At 68.8% G+C, this 16,183-nt stretch carries 21 protein-coding genes and 2 pseudogenes; 17 read left to right on the top strand and 6 right to left on the bottom strand.

Annotation, left to right across the window (positions count from 1 at the left end; genetic code table 11):
* The first annotated feature begins 133 nt into the window (after nucleotides 1-133).
* From rpmE to BN1187_RS07000, 16 genes and pseudogenes are all read left to right on the top strand, one after another.
* On the top strand, nucleotides 134-343 hold the full coding sequence (rpmE, locus tag BN1187_RS06925; protein WP_040160411.1) for a 50S ribosomal protein L31: 210 nt from the start codon (nucleotides 134-136) through the stop codon (nucleotides 341-343).
* Nucleotides 344-427: 84 nt separating this feature from the next.
* A complete protein-coding gene (prfA, locus tag BN1187_RS06930) occupies nucleotides 428-1,510 on the top strand; it encodes a peptide chain release factor 1 (RefSeq protein WP_040160412.1) in 1,083 nt (360 codons plus the stop codon).
* The gene (gene prmC / locus BN1187_RS06935) at nucleotides 1,510-2,361 is read left to right on the top strand and encodes a peptide chain release factor N(5)-glutamine methyltransferase (protein ID WP_040160414.1); all 852 of its coding nucleotides are present in this window, start codon (nucleotides 1,510-1,512) and stop codon (nucleotides 2,359-2,361) included. Before prfA ends, prmC begins: the two co-directional genes overlap by 1 nt.
* 2 nt (nucleotides 2,362-2,363) lie before the next feature.
* The gene (locus BN1187_RS06940) at nucleotides 2,364-3,179 is read left to right on the top strand and encodes an L-threonylcarbamoyladenylate synthase (protein WP_052462456.1); all 816 of its coding nucleotides are present in this window, start codon (nucleotides 2,364-2,366) and stop codon (nucleotides 3,177-3,179) included.
* 3 nt (nucleotides 3,180-3,182) lie between these two features.
* The gene (locus tag BN1187_RS06945; RefSeq protein ID WP_040160415.1) at nucleotides 3,183-4,298 is read left to right on the top strand and encodes an MraY family glycosyltransferase; all 1,116 of its coding nucleotides are present in this window, start codon (nucleotides 3,183-3,185) and stop codon (nucleotides 4,296-4,298) included.
* Nucleotides 4,295-4,876, top strand: coding sequence for a hypothetical protein (locus tag BN1187_RS06950; protein WP_052462457.1), 582 nt, complete (start codon nucleotides 4,295-4,297; stop codon nucleotides 4,874-4,876). Before BN1187_RS06945 ends, BN1187_RS06950 begins: the two co-directional genes overlap by 4 nt.
* Nucleotides 4,877-4,892: 16 nt before the next feature.
* Nucleotides 4,893-5,084, top strand: coding sequence for an AtpZ/AtpI family protein (locus BN1187_RS06955; RefSeq protein WP_040162548.1), 192 nt, complete (start codon nucleotides 4,893-4,895; stop codon nucleotides 5,082-5,084).
* Between the two features lie 23 nt (nucleotides 5,085-5,107).
* Nucleotides 5,108-5,938, top strand: coding sequence for a F0F1 ATP synthase subunit A (atpB, locus tag BN1187_RS06960; protein WP_390620209.1), 831 nt, complete (start codon nucleotides 5,108-5,110; stop codon nucleotides 5,936-5,938).
* Nucleotides 5,939-5,983: 45 nt separating this feature from the next.
* A complete protein-coding gene (atpE, locus tag BN1187_RS06965; RefSeq protein WP_040160420.1) occupies nucleotides 5,984-6,211 on the top strand; it encodes an ATP synthase F0 subunit C in 228 nt (75 codons plus the stop codon).
* A gap of 1 nt (nucleotide 6,212) precedes the next feature.
* Entirely contained in the window at nucleotides 6,213-6,734 is a 522-nt protein-coding gene (locus tag BN1187_RS06970) for a F0F1 ATP synthase subunit B (protein ID WP_040160424.1), read from the top strand.
* On the top strand, nucleotides 6,731-7,525 hold the full coding sequence (locus BN1187_RS06975) for a F0F1 ATP synthase subunit delta (RefSeq protein WP_040160427.1): 795 nt from the start codon (nucleotides 6,731-6,733) through the stop codon (nucleotides 7,523-7,525). Before BN1187_RS06970 ends, BN1187_RS06975 begins: the two co-directional genes overlap by 4 nt.
* Before the next feature lie 28 nt (nucleotides 7,526-7,553).
* A pseudogene (gene atpA, locus BN1187_RS06980) lies at nucleotides 7,554-9,050 on the top strand (F0F1 ATP synthase subunit alpha); the annotation flags it as partial.
* A 147-nt stretch (nucleotides 9,051-9,197) separates the two neighbouring features.
* On the top strand, nucleotides 9,198-10,109 hold the full coding sequence (locus BN1187_RS06985) for a F0F1 ATP synthase subunit gamma (protein ID WP_040160432.1): 912 nt from the start codon (nucleotides 9,198-9,200) through the stop codon (nucleotides 10,107-10,109).
* Nucleotides 10,110-10,130: 21 nt separating this feature from the next.
* Nucleotides 10,131-11,585 (top strand): F0F1 ATP synthase subunit beta, encoded by a 1,455-nt coding sequence (atpD, locus tag BN1187_RS06990; protein ID WP_040160434.1) that lies wholly within the window; start codon nucleotides 10,131-10,133, stop codon nucleotides 11,583-11,585.
* Between the two features lies 1 nt (nucleotide 11,586).
* Complete coding sequence (locus BN1187_RS06995; protein ID WP_040160436.1) at nucleotides 11,587-12,003, top strand: F0F1 ATP synthase subunit epsilon; 417 nt, start codon at nucleotides 11,587-11,589, stop codon at nucleotides 12,001-12,003.
* A 44-nt stretch (nucleotides 12,004-12,047) separates the two neighbouring features.
* Entirely contained in the window at nucleotides 12,048-12,488 is a 441-nt protein-coding gene (locus BN1187_RS07000; protein WP_040162550.1) for a DUF2550 domain-containing protein, read from the top strand.
* A 70-nt stretch (nucleotides 12,489-12,558) separates the two neighbouring features.
* Here BN1187_RS07000 and BN1187_RS07005 read toward each other — a convergent pair whose 3' ends face one another.
* Genes BN1187_RS07005 through BN1187_RS07015 form a run of 3 tightly spaced genes read right to left on the bottom strand, consistent with a single transcriptional unit; the run spans nucleotide 12,559 to nucleotide 14,369 of the window.
* Nucleotides 12,559-13,248, bottom strand: coding sequence for a cob(I)yrinic acid a,c-diamide adenosyltransferase (locus tag BN1187_RS07005; RefSeq protein ID WP_052462460.1), 690 nt, complete (start codon nucleotides 13,246-13,248; stop codon nucleotides 12,559-12,561).
* 41 nt (nucleotides 13,249-13,289) lie between these two features.
* Nucleotides 13,290-14,096 carry an alpha/beta fold hydrolase gene (locus tag BN1187_RS07010; protein ID WP_040160438.1) on the bottom strand — a complete coding sequence of 269 codons (807 nt, stop codon included), beginning with the start codon at nucleotides 14,094-14,096 and terminating at the stop codon, nucleotides 13,290-13,292.
* Nucleotides 14,097-14,369, bottom strand: coding sequence for a hypothetical protein (locus tag BN1187_RS07015; RefSeq protein ID WP_040160441.1), 273 nt, complete (start codon nucleotides 14,367-14,369; stop codon nucleotides 14,097-14,099).
* A 30-nt stretch (nucleotides 14,370-14,399) separates the two neighbouring features.
* On the opposite strand from BN1187_RS07015, the gene nucS reads away from it, so the two are divergent.
* Nucleotides 14,400-15,095 (top strand): endonuclease NucS, encoded by a 696-nt coding sequence (gene nucS, locus BN1187_RS07020; RefSeq protein WP_072042007.1) that lies wholly within the window; start codon nucleotides 14,400-14,402, stop codon nucleotides 15,093-15,095.
* Nucleotides 15,096-15,114: 19 nt separating this feature from the next.
* Here the strand turns inward: nucS and BN1187_RS14985 are convergent, their stop codons facing one another.
* The 3 genes and pseudogenes from BN1187_RS14985 to BN1187_RS14260 form a co-directional block, all read right to left on the bottom strand.
* Nucleotides 15,115-15,237 (bottom strand): hypothetical protein, encoded by a 123-nt coding sequence (locus BN1187_RS14985; protein ID WP_261795282.1) that lies wholly within the window; start codon nucleotides 15,235-15,237, stop codon nucleotides 15,115-15,117.
* Nucleotides 15,238-15,270: 33 nt separating this feature from the next.
* Nucleotides 15,271-15,477 (bottom strand): annotated as a pseudogene (locus BN1187_RS15200) (YdcF family protein); the annotation flags it as partial.
* Nucleotides 15,478-15,906: 429 nt separating this feature from the next.
* Nucleotides 15,907-16,095, bottom strand: coding sequence for a hypothetical protein (locus BN1187_RS14260; RefSeq protein WP_147675089.1), 189 nt, complete (start codon nucleotides 16,093-16,095; stop codon nucleotides 15,907-15,909).
* Nucleotides 16,096-16,183: the final 88 nt, after the last annotated feature.

The raw sequence follows: 16,183 nt of genomic DNA on the forward strand, positions 1-16,183 counted from the left end.
CCGGACGTTTTGGAGTCCGGGCCAGTGCTACGGCACAATGGCCCATTGGTGCCGGTTCACGCCTGGGCGTTCCATCCGCCGTCCGCACGTCCCCTGGGACGAGGCGACCCGGCCAAAACTGAGGAGAGACGACATGAAGCAGGGTATTCACCCCGATTACCACGAGACCACGGTCACGTGCTCCTGCGGGAACACGTTCACCACGCGCAGCACGGCCAAGGGCGGGGAGATCCGCTCCGAGGTGTGCTCGGCCTGCCACCCGTTCTACACGGGCAAGCAGAAGATCCTCGACACGGGCGGCCGCGTGGCTCGCTTCGAGAAGCGCTACGCCAAGAAGAAGTAGCCTGCGCCAGACGCCGGGCCCCGGGGAGCGACCCCCGGGCCCGGCGTTTCGTGTTCCATGCCGCCCACGTCCCCAGGGAGCCAGATGTTCGAGTCAGCAGATCAGATGCGGGCGGAGTACGCGGATCTGGAGCGGCAGCTCGCCGACCCCGCGACCCACGCCGATACCGCTCGATCCCGCAAGGTCGGACGGCGCTACGCCGAGCTCATGCCGATCGTGAAGGCGTTGGACGAGCACGACGCGCTGACTGATGACCTGGCCGCGGCGCGCGAGCTGGGGGAGGCCGACGCGGCCTTCGCCAGCGAGGCGGACTCGCTGGCGCAGCGCCTGGAGGCGAGCACCGACCGGCTCGCGGCTCTGCTGGCGCCACGCGACCCCAACGACTCCAACGATGCCCTGCTGGAGATCAAGTCGGGTGAGGGCGGCGAGGAGTCGGCGCTGTTCGCCGGGGATCTCGCGCGCATGTACACCCGTTACGCCGAGGTCCGCGGTTGGAAGACCGAGATCCTGGACGCCCAGGAGACCGACCTCGGCGGCTACAAGTCCGTGACGCTGGCGGTGAAGGCCGGCTCGCACGCGGAGCCGGAGAACATGCCCTACGGCGTCCTGAAGTTCGAGGGCGGCGTCCACCGCGTGCAGCGGGTCCCGGTGACCGAGACCCAGGGGCGCATCCACACGTCCGCGGCCGGCGTCCTGGTGATGCCGGACGTCGACGATCCCGCCGACGTCGAGATCAACGACGACGACCTGCGCGTGGACGTCTATCGCAGCTCCGGCAAGGGCGGCCAGGGCGTCAACACCACCGACTCCGCCGTCCGCATCACCCATCTGCCGACGGGAACGGTCGTCACCTGCCAGAACGAACGCTCCCAGCTGCAGAACAAGGAGCAGGCGATGCGCATCCTGCGGGCACGTCTGAGCGCGCTGGCCGCCGAGCAGGCGGCTGACGAGGCGTCCGCGGCGCGCAAGTCGCAGGTGCGCACCGTGGACCGCTCCGAGCGGATCCGCACGTACAACTTCCCCGAGAACCGCATCGCCGACCACCGCATCGGCTTCAAGGCGCACAACCTCGATCAGGTGCTCGCCGGCGACCTGCAACCTGTCGTGGACGCCCTCCAGGCGGCCGACCTGGCCGAGCGGCTCGGAGCGCTGGGGGAGCGGTCCTGATGCCTGTCGCGCGCGACCTGCTCCACCGGGCCGGCGCCGACCTGAACAGCGGGGCGGAGGCCCGAACACTGCTCGCCCACGTGCTGGGCACTGACCTGCACGGGTTGCTCCTCGCCGACGACGTCTCGGGCGCTGAGGCGGACGCCTTCGCCGCGCTGGTGCGGCGGCGGCTCGACGGCGTCCCCGTGCAGCACTTGACGGGCGAGGCGTACTTCCGCACCGTCCGGGTCGAGGTCGGACCGGGCGTGTTCATCCCGCGACCCGAGACCGAGGTGATGACCGGTTTCGCGCTCGACCGGCTCGCCGAGGTGCGCGCCGAGGGACGCCCGCCGGTCGCGGTCGAGCTGTGCGCCGGCTCGGGGGCGATCTCGCTGGCCATCGCCACCGAGGCGCCGGACGTGGAACTGCACTGCGTCGAACTGTCCGAGGACGCCGCGGACTACCTGCGCCGCAACCTGGCCGGCACGGACGTCGACATCGTCGTCGGGGACATGGCAGCCGCCTTCACCCACCTGGACGGCTCCGTCGACGTGGTTGTGGCGAACCCGCCCTACATCCCGTTGGACTCCTACGGCGAGGTGCCCGCAGACGTCCGCGATCACGACCCTGCGCTCGCCCTGTTCTCGGGTCCCGACGGCCTCGACGCGATGGCGGTGGTGGCGCGGGTGGCGGCCCGGTTGCTGCGCCCGGGCGGCTGGGTGTGCGCCGAGCACGCGGACGTGCAGGGCGAGAGTGCGCCGGCGGTGTTCCTGGCCACGGACGCCTACGACCGGGTCACCGATCACGTCGACCTGAACCACCGACCGCGGTTCACGGCGGCACGTCGATCCGCTGGCAAGATGGAGCCGTGACCATGCCCGACGACGAATCCCTCCGCGAGCGCGTCCACGACGCGAGCACCGATCTCGAGGCGGCCCTGGCCGCGGCCGTCGAGGCCGTCGCCGCGGGCCAGGTGATCGTGCTGCCCACCGACACCGTGTACGGCGTGGGCGCCGACGCTTTCGACGCGTCCGCGGTCCAGGCCCTGCTGGACGCCAAGCACCGCGGCCGCGACATGCCCCCGCCCGTGTTGGTCGCCGAGGTGCCGATGGTCCGCTCGCTGGCGGGGGGAGACCACGACATCGTCGCGGCGCTCGGCGAGGCGTTCTGGCCGGGCGCGCTCACGCTGATCCTGCCGGCGCATCCCAGCCTGCGCATCGACCTCGGCGACCGAGGCGAGACGATCGCGGTCCGGGTGCCCGACCACGACCTGACCCGTGAGCTGCTCCGCCGCACCGGGCCGCTGGCCGTGAGCTCGGCCAACATCTCCGGTGAGGACGCCGCGCTCACCGTCGACGAGGCGCTCGGCATGCTCGGCGACTCCGTCGCGGCCTACATCGACGCCGGGCCGATGAGCGGCCCCGTGCCGTCCACCATCGTCGACCTGTCCGGACGCGTGCCGCGCCTGCTGCGCGCCGGCCGGCTCACCGTCGATCAGCTCAACGCCGTCGTGCCGGGCCTGCTGCCGGCCGACGACGCGCACATCGCGGAAGCCGAAGAAGAGGCGGCTGACCGGGCCGCCCCCGAGGCCGAGGAAAATGACGGGCACGTGGCCCCCCGGGCGGAGGCCGACCCGGACACCGCCGGGGCGTCCGAGACCGAGGCGAACCGCACGGCCGCGGACGGCTGATCCATGCGGGAGTACATGCTGGTCATGTTGGTCGCCGTCGCGGTGACCCTGCTGGGCGCCAGCGTGTGCCGCCGGTTCGCGTACCGATTTCACGCGGTCGCGCTCGTCCGCGACCGCGACGTCCACACCAAGCCCATCCCGTACTTCGGCGGCATCGCGATGCTGGCCGGGGTCGTGGCGGCCTTCGTCACCGCGATCAACCTGCCGTGGCTCGGCAGCTTCCCGCTGGTGGGTCACGACACGCTCGCGGTGTTCGCCGGTTCGGCGCTGATCTGCGGCGTCGGGACCGTGGACGACCTCATCGAGCTCAACGCCCTGGCGAAGATCTCCGGCCAGGTGCTCGCCGCGGGCATCGTGGTGGCCGCCGGCGTGAAGTTCTACTGGATCCCGCTGGCCGACCGCGTCATCACCCTCGACAACGCCGCGTCGATCCTGCTGGCGGTGTTCTTCATCCTGCTGTGCGTCAACGCGATCAACCTGATGGACGGCCTCGACGGGCTGGCCGCCGGGGTGGTCGGCATCGGCGCGAGCGCGTTCTTCGTCTACGCCTACCTGCTCTCCTACGAGCAAGACCTGGTGCGGGCGACCACCGCGTCCCTGATCAGCGTCACGACCATCGGCGTCTGCGGCGGGTTCCTGCCGCATAACATCCACCGGGCCCGGATGTTCATGGGCGACTCCGGATCGATGCTGCTCGGCTTCCTGCTGGCCTGTTCGTCGATCAGCCTTACCGGGCAGATCGACCCGTCCCTGGTGAGCCCCGGCGGCGGAGTCCTGATCAGCGCCTACCTGCCGCTGGTGCTGCCGTTCGCCGTGATGGCGCTGCCGTTCGCCGATCTGATCCTGGCCTACGTGCGCCGCACGCTGGCCGGACGGCTGTGGTTCCAGGCGGACAAGCAGCACCTGCACCACCGCATGCTGGCGCTCGGGCACTCCCACCGGGTCGCGGTGCTGCTGCTGTGGCTGTGGTCGGGCGTGGTCGCCTACGGCATCGTGCTGATCGGCATCACGGGCGCGTGGTGGGCTTACGTCGCGGTGGCCGGCGGCGTGGCGCTCGCCGCGTTCCTGACCTGGGGGCCCCTGCGCCACCGGCGGACAGCGCCGGAGGGACGCCGATGAGCCGCCTCACGGAGCGCGCGGACCGCCCGGCCGGCGATCGCGCCGACGTGAACCGCCCCCGCCGGGGAGCCGAGGGGCGCCGGCCGCCCACGTTCGCCGCGATGTCCCTGCGCCGCCTCCTCGCCGGTGCGGCGATCGGCGGCCATGCGGGCGCGCTCGCGGCCATCGGCATCGCCTGGGCGACCGGCGGCGTCCCCACGGCGTTGTCGGCCGCGCTCGGAGCCGTGCTGGCGCTCGCGTTCAGCATGATCGGGCACGGGGTCCAGCTCGCCTTCGCGGACGGCCCGCCCGAGCGCCTGCTGCTGGCTGCGCTGACGTCCTATCTCGTGCGGGTCGGGCTGCTCGGAGGAGCGCTCGCGCTTGTGCTGAGCAACGCGGCCGGGTTCGGCTGGTTGCAGCGCGCGCCGCTCGCGCTGGGCGCGGTGACGGTCGTCGTGACGTGGCTCGCGGCCGAGATCTGGGTGTTCTCGCGGCTCCGGATCCCGGTCTGGGACGCTCCGGACGACGCGGACCGTCCGACGGGAGCCAATCCCGAGACACCCCGCCTGAGCCGACGTGACCCATCCTCAGGTCACTGATAGAGTCATGAGCGCTATGAACGAGCAGGGCAACGCGGACCAGGGCTTGCGCATCATCAGCTATCTCATCTCCGGCCTTGTCTTCTACGGTGGCCTCGGTTGGTTGGCGGACCACCTGCTTTCTACAGCTTTTTGGCTACCTATCGGGCTGATCCTCGGTACGGTGGCAGGAATTTATCTGGTGATCAAGCGTTACGGGCGGGCATGAATGCAGGAGGAACGATGAGTGGGTTGAGCAGCCTTCTGGTCCCGATGGAGGGGGAGGGCGATCACTCAGGCTGGCCGCCCAGCGCGGAGAGCTTCAATTCGCGTCCGCTTTTTCCCGAGCTCGGCCCGAACTTCGCCTGGCTGAACAACCACATGGCGCAAGCGGTCATCGGCGCGCTGATCGTCATCGGCGTGTGGCTGTGGCTGGCCCGTAGGCATTCCGTCGTCCCAGGCAAGCGCCAGTTCTTCGGCGAGCAGGCCTACAACCTCGTGCGCAATAGCGTGGCCCGCGATGCGCTGGGCCCGGATTTCCGGAAGTACCTGCCCTATCTGCTGGCGCTGTTCTCGTTCATCTTGGTGAACAACCTTTTCGGCGAGCTCTTCGTCTTCATGTTCCCGACATTCTCCAAGATCGGGTATGCGTACGGCCTCGCTCTGTGCACGTTCATCCTCTACAACGCCGTCGGCATCAAGAAGTGGGGTTTTGCCCACTACATGCGCAAGATGACGCTCCCCGAGGGCGTGCCGTGGCCGCTGTGGTTCCTGATCATTCCGCTGGAGTTCCTCTCGAACTTCATCGTGCGTCCCTTCACGCTGGCGCTGCGACTCTTCGCCAACCTCTTCGCCGGCCACCTCGTGGTGCTGGTCTTCGTCCTGGGCTCGACGCTGCTGATGTCGATGTCGGAGCCGATCGGCCAGTTCTCGGTCGGCCTGATGAAGACCGCGGGCGCGGTCGGCATCGTCTTCAGCTTCGCGATCTTCGCCCTCGAGCTGCTGATCGCTTTCATCCAGGCGTACATCTTCACGGTGCTGACCGCCCAGTACGTCGCTTCCTCGCTCGCCGAGGACCACTGATCCTGTCCAACTCCGAGTAACCAAGAAATCCGAAAGGAATCCCCAATGCTTCCGATTCTTGAGCTGTCCGGCTCTCTCAACATGCTCGGCTACGGCCTCGCGACCCTCGGCCCGGCCCTGGGTGTTGCGTGGATCTTCGCTTCGGTCATCAACGGCACCGCCCGTCAGCCCGAGGCCCGTGGCGCCATGATGAGCACCGCGTGGATCGGTTTCGCCGTGGTCGAGGCGCTCGCCATCATCGGCATCGCTCTCGCCTTCGTCCTGGGCGCCTAACATGCCCGACTTTGGACCGCTCCTTCCCGAGCATCTGTCCGAAATCGTCGTCGGCATCGTCCTGTTCCTGATCATCTGGTTCGTTCTGGCGAAGAAGGTCGTTCCGGCCTTCGAGCAGACGTACGCGGAGCGCACCGCCGCCATCCAGGGCGGCATGGAGAAGGCCGACAAGGCCAAGGCTGAGGCCGAGGCTGCCCGCGACGAGTACCAGGCACAGCTTGCGACCGCACGCGAAGAGGCCGGACGTATCCGCGAAGACGCGAAGGCCCAGGGCGCGGCGATCATCGCCGAGATGCGCCAGCAGGCTCAGACCGAGTCTGCTCGACTGCTGGCCAACGCCCAGACGCAGATCGCCGCCGAACGCGCCCAAGCCATGCACGAGCTCCGCACGGAGGTGGGTGGCCTGGCCACCACGCTGGCCGGGAGGATCGTCGGCGAGTCCCTGGACGACGACGAGCGGTCCCGCCGCACCGTCGACCGGTTCATCGACTCGCTCGAGCGCACTCCGGTGGAGAAGTCATGAGCAGCAACGCCGAAGCACGGCTGGACGCCCTCGACAGGGTGCTCGAGGGTCAGCAGCCGTCCTACGGCCTGGCCGGCGAGCTGTTCGACATCGTGGATGCGCTGAACAGCACGCCCGCGTTGCGCCGCTCCCTGGCTGACCAGTCGGCTCCGGCAGCGGCCCGGCAGGGCCTGGTGATGGACATCTTCGGGGGCAAGGTTTCCGAGGGCGCGCTGGCCGTGCTCGCCGAGTCCACCAACCTGCGTTGGGGTTCAGGCGCATCGCTGGCCGGAGCGCTGGAACGCGAAGGCGTCCGGGCGGCGCTGCTCGCGGCCGAGGCCGAGGGCGACCTCGACGAGGCCGAGAACCAGCTGTTCAAGGTAGGCCGGTTGGTCGAGGCGAACCACGACCTGCGCGCAGCCCTGGCAGATCAGCGCATGCCCGTCGATGGCCGCCAAGACCTGTTGTCGGGCCTGATCTCTGATCGCGTGCTGGCGTCGGTTGCGGGTCTCGCTCGCCGTGCCGTGCTGGCGCGTGAGCGCACCTTCGATCTCACGCTGGAGAGCTACCTCAAGCTGGCGGCCGAGTTGCGGCAACGCAGCATCGCCGTCGTCGAGGTGGCGCACCCGCTGACCGGCGATCAGGAAGAGCGCCTGCGCAGCGTGCTGAGCAGGCAGATCGGCCGTGACCTCACGCTGCGCGTGATCGTCGATCCCGCCGTGCTGGGCGGGGTCAGGGTGACCATCGGTGACGAAGTCATCGAGGGCACCGTCGCCGGGCGTCTGAATGACGCGCGGCGTAAGTTGAGCTAGTACGAAACGATTGCTAAGGACGCAACCAATGGCGGAACTGACGATTCGTCCCGAGGAGATTCGGGACGCCCTTGACCGGTTTGTGCAGAACTACACCCCCGAGACCTCGACTCGCGACGAGGTGGGAACCGTCACGACGTCGGGCGATGGCATCGCGCGCGTCGAGGGCCTCCCGTCCGCCATGGCGAACGAGCTGCTCGAGTTCTCCGATGGGACGATGGGCATCGCCCAGAACCTCGAGGAGCGCGAGATCGGCGTCGTCGTCCTGGGTGACTCCGAGGGCATCGAAGAGGGCTCCACGGTGCGCCGCACGGGTCAGGTGCTGTCGGTTCCGGTCGGCGAGGGCTACCTCGGCCGCACCATCGACGCGATGGGCAACCCGATCGATGGGCTCGGCGAGATCACCGATCTGCCCGAGCGCCGCATCCTGGAGCTTCAGGCCGCCGGCGTTATGGACCGCCAGGAGGTCCGTGAGCCGCTTCAGACCGGCATCAAGGCGATCGACGCGATGATCCCGATCGGCCGCGGCCAGCGCCAGCTGATCATCGGCGACCGGAAGACCGGCAAGACCGCCATCGCGATCGACACGATCATCAACCAGCGCGCGAACTGGGAGAGCGGCGATCCGACCAAGCAGGTGCGCTGCATCTACGTGGCGATCGGTCAGAAGGGCTCGACCATCGCGGCGCTGCGTTCGACGCTGGAGGAGGCCGGCGCGATGGAGTACACGACGATCGTGCACTCCCCGGCGTCCGACCCGGCCGGCTTCAAGTACATCGCGCCGTACTCCGGTTCTGCGATCGGTCAGCACTGGATGTACCAGGGCAAGCACGTCCTGATCATCTTCGACGACCTGACCAAGCAGGCCGAGGCCTACCGCGCCATGTCGCTGCTGCTCCGCCGGCCGCCGGGCCGCGAGGCGTACCCCGGCGACGTCTTCTACCTGCACTCCCGCCTGCTGGAGCGCTGCGCGAAGCTGTCCGACGAGCTGGGCGGCGGCTCGATGACCGGCCTGCCGATCATCGAGACGAAGGCCAACGACGTGTCGGCCTACATCCCGACCAACGTGATCTCCATCACCGACGGCCAGATCTTCCTGCAGTCCGATCTGTTCAACGCGAACCAGCGCCCGGCCATCGACGTCGGCGTCTCGGTCTCCCGCGTCGGCGGCGCCGCCCAGATCAAGGCGATGAAGGGCGTCGCGGGCACCCTGAAGATCGGTCTCGCTCAGTACCGCGACATGCAGGCCTTCGCGATGTTCGCGTCCGACCTCGATCCGGCGACTCGCCGTCAGCTCGACCGCGGCGAGCGGCTCACCGAGCTGCTGCGCCAGCCGCAGTACGATCCGTACCCCATCGAGGATCAGGTCGTCAGCGTGTGGGCCGGCACGAACGGGCACTTAGACGACATCCCCACCGATCAGGTGCTGCGTTTCGAGCGCGACCTGCTTGATCACCTGCACCGCAACTCCAACGTGCTGCAGACCATCGCCGAGACCAAGAAGTTCGACGAGGACACCCAGCAGGCGCTGGTCGAGGAGATCAAGAAGGTCAAGGACACGTTCCGCACCGAAGAGGCGCAGGCCAAGGGGGACGACACCAAACACGAGGCTCCGCTCGAAGAAAGCCAGATGGACAACGAGCAGATCGCCGTGAACAGGAGCAAGTGATCCATGGCTGCAGGCTTGCGCGAGTTGCGTAACCGGCGAAGGTCGGTGACGTCAACCAGAAAGATCACGAAGGCTCAGGAGTTGATCGCGGCCTCGCGGGTCATTAAGGCCCAGCAGGCGGCCCGGGCGGCGATCCCGTTCACCCGGGAGATCATCCGGGCGGTGTCGTCCGTGTCGACGCACGCGAAGTCGGATCACCCGCTGACGGTCACGAAGGCGGAGCGTCCCCGGCGCATCGCCCTGGTGTTCTTCACGTCCGATCGGGGCATGAACGGCGCCTTCTCGTCGAACGTCATCAAGATGACCGCGCGGCTCGCGCGGCGGATGCGCGACGACAACGTGGAGGTAGTCCGGTACTCCGTGGGACGCAAGGGCACGAGCTACCTCAAGTTCCGCGACATGGAGTACGCGGAGGCCTGGGACGGGTCGTCGGCGTCCCCGACGTACGCGGACGCGCAGCGCGTCGCCGACCGGCTCATCCAAGAGTTCATGCTGCCGTGCGAGGAGGGTGGCGTCGACGAGATCCACGCGGTTTACACCCGCATGGAGTCCATGCTCACCCAGGCGCCCCGCGCCCGGCGATTGCTGCCGGTCGAGGTCGTCGAGGGCGTCCGGGAGGTCGGCGAGGGAGAGGTCTTCCCGATCTATGACTTCGAGCCGGACGCCGAGACGGTGCTCGACGAGCTGATGCCCCTGTATGTGCGCAGCCGCGTGTGGTTCTACATGCTGCAGTCGGCGGCGTCGCAGCTGGCGATGCAGCAGCGCGCGATGAAGTCGGCGACCGACAACGCCACCCAGCTGATCGACGACCTCACCCGGGTCGAGAACCAGCTGCGTCAGGCGCAGATCACCCAGGAAATCACCGAGATCGTTGGCGGGGCCAGCGCGCTCGAAGAATCAAGCGGCAACGAGTAGGCATCGAGAGGCTAAGAGACCATGACAGTGACAGCAGACCAGACTTCTGCGGAGCAGCGGAGCGGCGGCACCGGTCGCGTTGCCCGCGTGATCGGCCCGGTCGTGGACGTCGAGTTCCCGCCCGACCAGATGCCCGACATTCTCAACGCGCTCAAGATCGAGATCGACGCGGGCGAGCTCAGCCGTGAGATCACCGCGGAGGTCGCGCTCCACGTCGGCGACAACATGGTGCGCGCCATTTCCCTGAAGCCGACCGATGGCATGCGCCGCGGCACCGAGGTCATCGACACCGGCGCGCCGATCACCGTCCCGGTGGGCGACGTCACCAAGGGCCACGTGTGGAACGTCACCGGCGACTGCCTGAACGAGGACACCGCGTCGCTCAAGATCACCGAGCGCTGGCCGATCCACCGCCCGGCGCCCGCGTTCGATCAGCTCGAGCCGAAGACGCAGATGCTGGAGACCGGCATCAAGGTGCTCGACCTGCTGACGCCGTACGTGCAGGGCGGCAAGATCGGTCTGTTCGGCGGCGCCGGCGTCGGCAAGACCGTCCTCATCCAGGAGATGATCTACCGCATCGCCCACAACTTCGGTGGCACCTCGGTGTTCGCCGGTGTCGGCGAGCGCACGCGTGAGGGCAACGACCTCATCAACGAGATGGACGAGGCCAACGTCCTCAAGGACACCGCCATGGTGTTCGGCCAGATGGACGAGCCGCCGGGCACGCGTCTGCGCGTCGCGCTGTCCGCGCTGACGATGGCGGAGTACTTCCGCGACGTGCAGAACCAGGACGTGCTGCTCTTCATCGACAACATCTTCCGGTTCACGCAGGCAGGTTCCGAGGTCTCGACGCTGCTCGGCCGCATGCCCTCCGCTGTGGGCTACCAGCCGAACCTGGCCGACGAGATGGGTCAGCTGCAGGAGCGCATCACGTCGGTGAAGGGTCACTCCATCACCTCGATGCAGGCGATCTACGTTCCCGCCGACGACTACACCGATCCGGCCCCGGCCACGACGTTCACCCACCTGGACGCCACCACCGAGCTCAGCCGTGACATCGCGTCCCGTGGTCTGTACCCGGCCGTGGACCCGCTGTCGTCGACCAGCCGCATCCTCGACCCGCAGTACGTGGGCCAGGAGCACTACGACGTCGCGACCCGCGTCAAGCAGATCCTCCAGCGCAACAAGGAACTCCAGGACATCATCGCCATCCTGGGCGTCGACGAGCTGTCCGAGGAGGACAAGATCGTCGTCGGTCGGGCCCGGCGCATCCAGCAGTTCCTGAGCCAGAACACCTACATGGCCGAGAAGTTCACGCAGGTGCCCGGCTCGACCGTTCCTCTCTCCGAGACCATCGAGTCGTTCCGCATGATCTGCGACGGCGAGGTCGACCACATCGCCGAGCAGGCGTTCTTCAACGTCGGCAACCTGGACATGGTCATGGAGAACTGGGACCGGATCCAGAAGGAAGGCTGACATGGCCGACGACGCCCTGCACGTCGAGGTGGTGAGCGCGACCGGGTCCGAGTGGGAGGGCGAGGCCGTGCAAGTCATCACGCGCACCATCGATGGCGACATCGGCATCCTGCCGCGCCACGCCCCGCTGCTCGCGGCGCTCGTGCCGTCTGCCACGGAGATCGTGACGCAAGACGGTAAGCGCGAGGTCGTCGCCGTCGACGGGGGCTTCATCTCGGTCGAGGACAACCACGTCGCGGTGATCGCCCAGTACGCCGAGGTCGCTCGGGAGATCTCCGAGGACGTCGCTCAGCGCGAGTTGGCCGCCGCGGTGAAACTCCTCGAAGAGGGCGACAATAGCGAGGAGACTCGTCGCCGGTACAACATGGCCAGTGCCCAGGTGAAGGCTGCCAACAAGGCGTCCGGACAGGGTCACTGACCAGCACGACGCGATCAAGGGGAGGGTGCCGCGTGCCGCCTGACATGAGCTGGACAGCTCTGCTGGTGGTGCTCGCGGTGGCCCTCCTCTTGTTGCCTGTCCTGGGGCTGATCGTCCGCGGGCGTTGGCTGGCGAAGCAGGGCTGGGTCTTCGACTGCTCGCTGCGCTCGGCTGGTGAGACGTCGACCGGTTGGATGCTCGGGGTGGCGAGGCTGGTCGGGGACCGATTCGAGTGGTACCGGGTGTTCAGCCTCTCGCTGCGCCCGCGCTTCACCGTCCGCCGCGTGGACGCCTACGTCGCGTCCACCCGGGAACCCACCCGAGCCGAGGTCGCCTCCCTCTACGACCAGGGCCGTATCGCCGCGGTGGATTCCATCCGGGGCGGCAGCACGGACCGCGTCGAGGTCGCGTTGGCCCCGCGAGACATGACGGCTTTCCTGAGCTGGTTCGAGGCCTCGCCCCCGGGTCTCGGCTACGAGCGCTGAGGAGCCCGCGGAGCGAAGGGGCGTGCGCCGAAGGACGCCGGCTCAGGTCACGGGGTCCCGCGAGGCCGGCTCAGTCACCGGCGCCCGCGTCGTCCCCGGCGGCCAGGGTCGTCGAGCGGGTGATGCGTTCGCGCTGCCGCTTGGCCCGGGCGTCCGTGGGCTCGCGGTCCTTCCCGGGGATCCACAGCACGTCGCCGGCGGAGACGTTCGCCACCCGCGCGGCGATGAACAGCAGGTCCGAGAGCCGGTTGAGGTAGGTGATCGCCAGCGGGTTGATGCCGCCGGGACGGCCCTCCTCCTGCGGGCCCAGGCCGTATTCAGCGGCGGCCGCCCACGCCGACCGTTCCGCCCGCCGGACGACGGTTCGGGCCAGGTGGAGATGCGAGCCTGCGACCGTGCCGCCCGGCAGGATGAACGACGTGAGGTCGGGCAGGTCGGCGCCGAAGCGGTCGCACCAGGCCTCAAGCCGGTCGATGGACGGCTGCTCGATGCGCAGCGGTTCCCACGCGGGTTCGGCGACGACGGGGTTGCCCAGGTCGGAGCCGAGATCGAACAGCTCGTTGGAGATCGTACCGAGCGCCTCGGTGAGCTCGGGGGGCAGGTCGCCGGTCGCGGTGGCGATGCCGATGATCGCGTTGGCCTCGTCGACGTCGCCGTAGGCGCAGACGCGTGGGTCGGTCTTGTCCGCCACGGAGTTGTCGACGAGCCGCGTCTGTCCCTTGTCGCCGGTGCGGGTGTAGATGCGCGTCAGGTTGACCATGGCCCCACCCTAGGGGATTGTCGGTGGGTGGTCGGTCCGGCTCAGGCGCCGGGGTCGGTCGCGAGCTGCTCAGCGAGCAGGAAGTTGCGCAGCCCCTCGATCACGGCCTGCGGCTGCTCGGAGTGCACCCAGTGCCCGGCATCTTGGACGGTGAGCAGGGCGGTCTGGGGGAACAGCCGCATCATCTGCGGGTAGTTGGCCTCGGTGACGTAGTCGGACCGCGCCCCGCGCACCCACAGCACCGGGCGGTCGTAGCGGCCGTCCAGGACGTCGGGCCAGCCGCTGACCTGCGGCAGCGACCGGGCGAGCATGTCGAGGTTGAACTGCCAGCCGAAACCACCCTCGGGGCGGTGCCGCAGGCTCTGCAGCAGGAACTGCCGCACTCCAGCGTCGGCGACGCCGCTGTCGCGGAGCGCCGCGTCCGCCTCTTTGCGGTGGGTGAGGGACGCCGCCGGCACAGCCTGCAGCGCGGCGATGATGGTGCCGAAGCCATAGCCCTCGCCGGAGTCGTCGGGGGAGATGTCGACGACGACGAGGCCGTCCAGCAGGTCGGGATGGCGCAGGGCGACGGCCATCGCGACCTTGCCGCCCATCGAGTGACCCACCAGCGTGAAGGGGTCGGAACCCCGCTCGGCGCGGACGAGTTCCGCGACGCTGTCGGCCATGTCGGCGTAGGAGAAATCCTCGGTCCAGTCGCTGCGGCCGTGGTTGGGCAGGTCCACCAAGATGCTCGCGCCCAGCGGCGCCAGGCCGCGGGCCACGGTCGTCCAGTTCTTTCCCTGACCGAGAAACCCGTGCAGGAACATCAGCCGGGGCTCCCCGTCCCCGATGCGGGTGGTGTGCAGCATTCAGCGCCTCCTCGCCCAGCAGGCGTTGTGCCAGTGCCGGCGGTCGTCCAGGCCCGTCGACGAACCGATGTGCGGCTCGTCCGGCCACGCCACGAGGTGGGCGACCCCGACGGGGATGTCGCGGTTGCAGCCGGGGCACAGATAGCGCTTCTCGGCGCGTTCGGCGGGGATGTTCTTGATGATCCAGCGGCCGTCGCTCTTGACCTCTGACCGTCCCAGGCTGGCGGACAGCGGACGCGGCGACCGCAGGTGCTTGCTGGGTCGACGGGCCATGCGCTCAACGATAACGGGTACGGTGGGCCGGTGCGTTTGATGATTGCCCGGTGTCAGGTCGACTACGCGGGACGCCTCACCGCCCACCTCCCCATGGCGACGCGGCTGATCCTCTGCAAGGCCGACGGATCGATCTCGGTCCACGCGGACGACCGCGCCTACAAGCCGCTCAACTGGATGAGCCCGCCGTGCACGGTCACCATGCGCGACGCCGACCCGGCCGACGCGGACGAGGAGGGCCTGCGGCAGGTGTGGGAGGTCAAGAACAAGGACGGCGACACCCTGCGCATCCTGATCGCCGAGGTCGAGCACGACTCCCAGCACGACCTGGGCGTCGACCCGGGGCTGCAGAAGGACGGCGTCGAGGCGCACCTGCAGGTGTTGCTGGCAGAGCACCCCGAGACGTTCGGCAGCGGCTGGCGCCTCGTGCGGCGCGAGCACCCCACGCCGATCGGTCCGGTCGACCTGCTCTACCGCAACCACGAAGGCGGCTACGTCGCCGTCGAGGTGAAGCGCCGCGGCGAGATCGACGGCGTCGAGCAGTTGGCGCGGTATCTGGAGTTGATGAACGCCGACCCGGCGCTGCGTCCTGTTCGCGGGGTGTTCGCCGCGCAATTGATCAAACCGCAGGCGCGCGTGCTGGCGTCGACCCGCGGCATCGACTGTGTCACCGTCGATTACGACGCTCTGCGCGGCCTCGACAACGCCGAGGACCGGCTCTTTTGAGCCCGCAGCCGAAGGGCCCTCAGGAGTTGATCGCGATGAGGGCGAGCGCCGGGAGCGGCACGCTCACGAGCGCGGCCAGGACGAGGTGCAGCACGGGGTGCTGGGCGAGCAGGGCCACGAACTCGCGGAGGAACGCGCTCACCCGGTAGTAGGCGGCGCTGGGCGCGGGGGCGACCTGGACATCAACGCCGAGCCGTCGCGCCAAGGTGGCGGTCCGCAGAACGTGGTATTCGCTGGTCACGGCGACGCCGGCGGCGTCCGGCCCGTAGCGCTGGGTCACCATCTCCTTGCTGAACCTGAGGTTCTCCTCGGTGGTGGTGGAGCGGTCCTCGAGCAGGATGGCGCCCTCCGGCACCCCGCGGCCGACGGCGTACTCCGCCATCGCGGACGCCTCGGAGCGCGGCTCGTCGGCCCCCCTGGCCGCCGGAGACGATCAGCGTGGCGTCCGGGTGATGGCCGAGCGCCCCCTGCCAGCGGACGATGCCCTCGTCGACGCGTGCGCCCAGCAGGCGGGGCACCCGTCCGCGGACGAGACCTGATCCGTGCACGATGACGTAGCGCGGGTCGGGACGCTTCCACAGCTTGGGGTACAGCCAGGCGTAGAGCAGGTACGCGCAGAACAGGAACCCGAACCAGCCGCAGATCATCACCACGAACATCAGCACCGCAACCAGCCACGGCGCGACCTTGGCCAGCGCCAGGGTCGCGATCGCTCCGGCGACCACGGCCAGGATCCCGACGCCCAGCAGCAGCGACAGCAGGTTGCCGAGGCTGCGTCCCTCCTTGTTGAGCATGGTCACGCCGTTAGCGATCAGCGCCGCCGCGAGCACGAGCACGAGCAGGGGGAGAGCACCCCGACGAGGAGGATCAAGCCGGCGACGAGGTCGTCGGCGCCTGCCAGCGCGATGACGCCGATGATGGTCACGATCGAGGCGAGCACCCAGAAGGAGTTGCTGAGCCGGCGGGCGTCGGTGCGGATGCGCCACACCGTGATTCCCACGATGAGGCGGCGACGGTGAGGAAGATCAGACGGTCGGTGAGGGGCACGTTCTCACTGTGCCATGCTCGGAGGGTTGGTCACGGGAGGC

This window comes from Nigerium massiliense, from assembly GCF_000826085.1.
Classification (GTDB): Bacteria; Actinomycetota; Actinomycetes; order Propionibacteriales; family Propionibacteriaceae; genus Propioniciclava; species Propioniciclava massiliense.

What these genes read in the sequence shown, in the direction of transcription:
- rpmE (WP_040160411.1), top strand. Translation starts at nt 134, where the DNA reads ATGAAGCAGGGTATTCACCCCGATTACCACGAGACCACGGTCACGTGC.
- prfA (WP_040160412.1), top strand. Translation starts at nt 428, where the DNA reads ATGTTCGAGTCAGCAGATCAGATGCGGGCGGAGTACGCGGATCTGGAG.
- prmC (WP_040160414.1), top strand. Translation starts at nt 1,510, where the DNA reads ATGCCTGTCGCGCGCGACCTGCTCCACCGGGCCGGCGCCGACCTGAAC.
- BN1187_RS06940 (WP_052462456.1), top strand. Translation starts at nt 2,364, where the DNA reads ATGCCCGACGACGAATCCCTCCGCGAGCGCGTCCACGACGCGAGCACC.
- BN1187_RS06945 (WP_040160415.1), top strand. Translation starts at nt 3,183, where the DNA reads ATGCGGGAGTACATGCTGGTCATGTTGGTCGCCGTCGCGGTGACCCTG.
- BN1187_RS06950 (WP_052462457.1), top strand. Translation starts at nt 4,295, where the DNA reads ATGAGCCGCCTCACGGAGCGCGCGGACCGCCCGGCCGGCGATCGCGCC.
- BN1187_RS06955 (WP_040162548.1), top strand. Translation starts at nt 4,893, where the DNA reads ATGAACGAGCAGGGCAACGCGGACCAGGGCTTGCGCATCATCAGCTAT.
- atpE (WP_040160420.1), top strand. Translation starts at nt 5,984, where the DNA reads ATGCTTCCGATTCTTGAGCTGTCCGGCTCTCTCAACATGCTCGGCTAC.
- BN1187_RS06970 (WP_040160424.1), top strand. Translation starts at nt 6,213, where the DNA reads ATGCCCGACTTTGGACCGCTCCTTCCCGAGCATCTGTCCGAAATCGTC.
- BN1187_RS06975 (WP_040160427.1), top strand. Translation starts at nt 6,731, where the DNA reads ATGAGCAGCAACGCCGAAGCACGGCTGGACGCCCTCGACAGGGTGCTC.
- BN1187_RS06985 (WP_040160432.1), top strand. Translation starts at nt 9,198, where the DNA reads ATGGCTGCAGGCTTGCGCGAGTTGCGTAACCGGCGAAGGTCGGTGACG.
- atpD (WP_040160434.1), top strand. Translation starts at nt 10,131, where the DNA reads ATGACAGTGACAGCAGACCAGACTTCTGCGGAGCAGCGGAGCGGCGGC.
- BN1187_RS06995 (WP_040160436.1), top strand. Translation starts at nt 11,587, where the DNA reads ATGGCCGACGACGCCCTGCACGTCGAGGTGGTGAGCGCGACCGGGTCC.
- BN1187_RS07000 (WP_040162550.1), top strand. Translation starts at nt 12,048, where the DNA reads ATGAGCTGGACAGCTCTGCTGGTGGTGCTCGCGGTGGCCCTCCTCTTG.
- BN1187_RS07005 (WP_052462460.1), bottom strand. Translation starts at nt 13,248, where the DNA reads ATGGTCAACCTGACGCGCATCTACACCCGCACCGGCGACAAGGGACAG.
- BN1187_RS07010 (WP_040160438.1), bottom strand. Translation starts at nt 14,096, where the DNA reads ATGCTGCACACCACCCGCATCGGGGACGGGGAGCCCCGGCTGATGTTC.
- BN1187_RS07015 (WP_040160441.1), bottom strand. Translation starts at nt 14,369, where the DNA reads ATGGCCCGTCGACCCAGCAAGCACCTGCGGTCGCCGCGTCCGCTGTCC.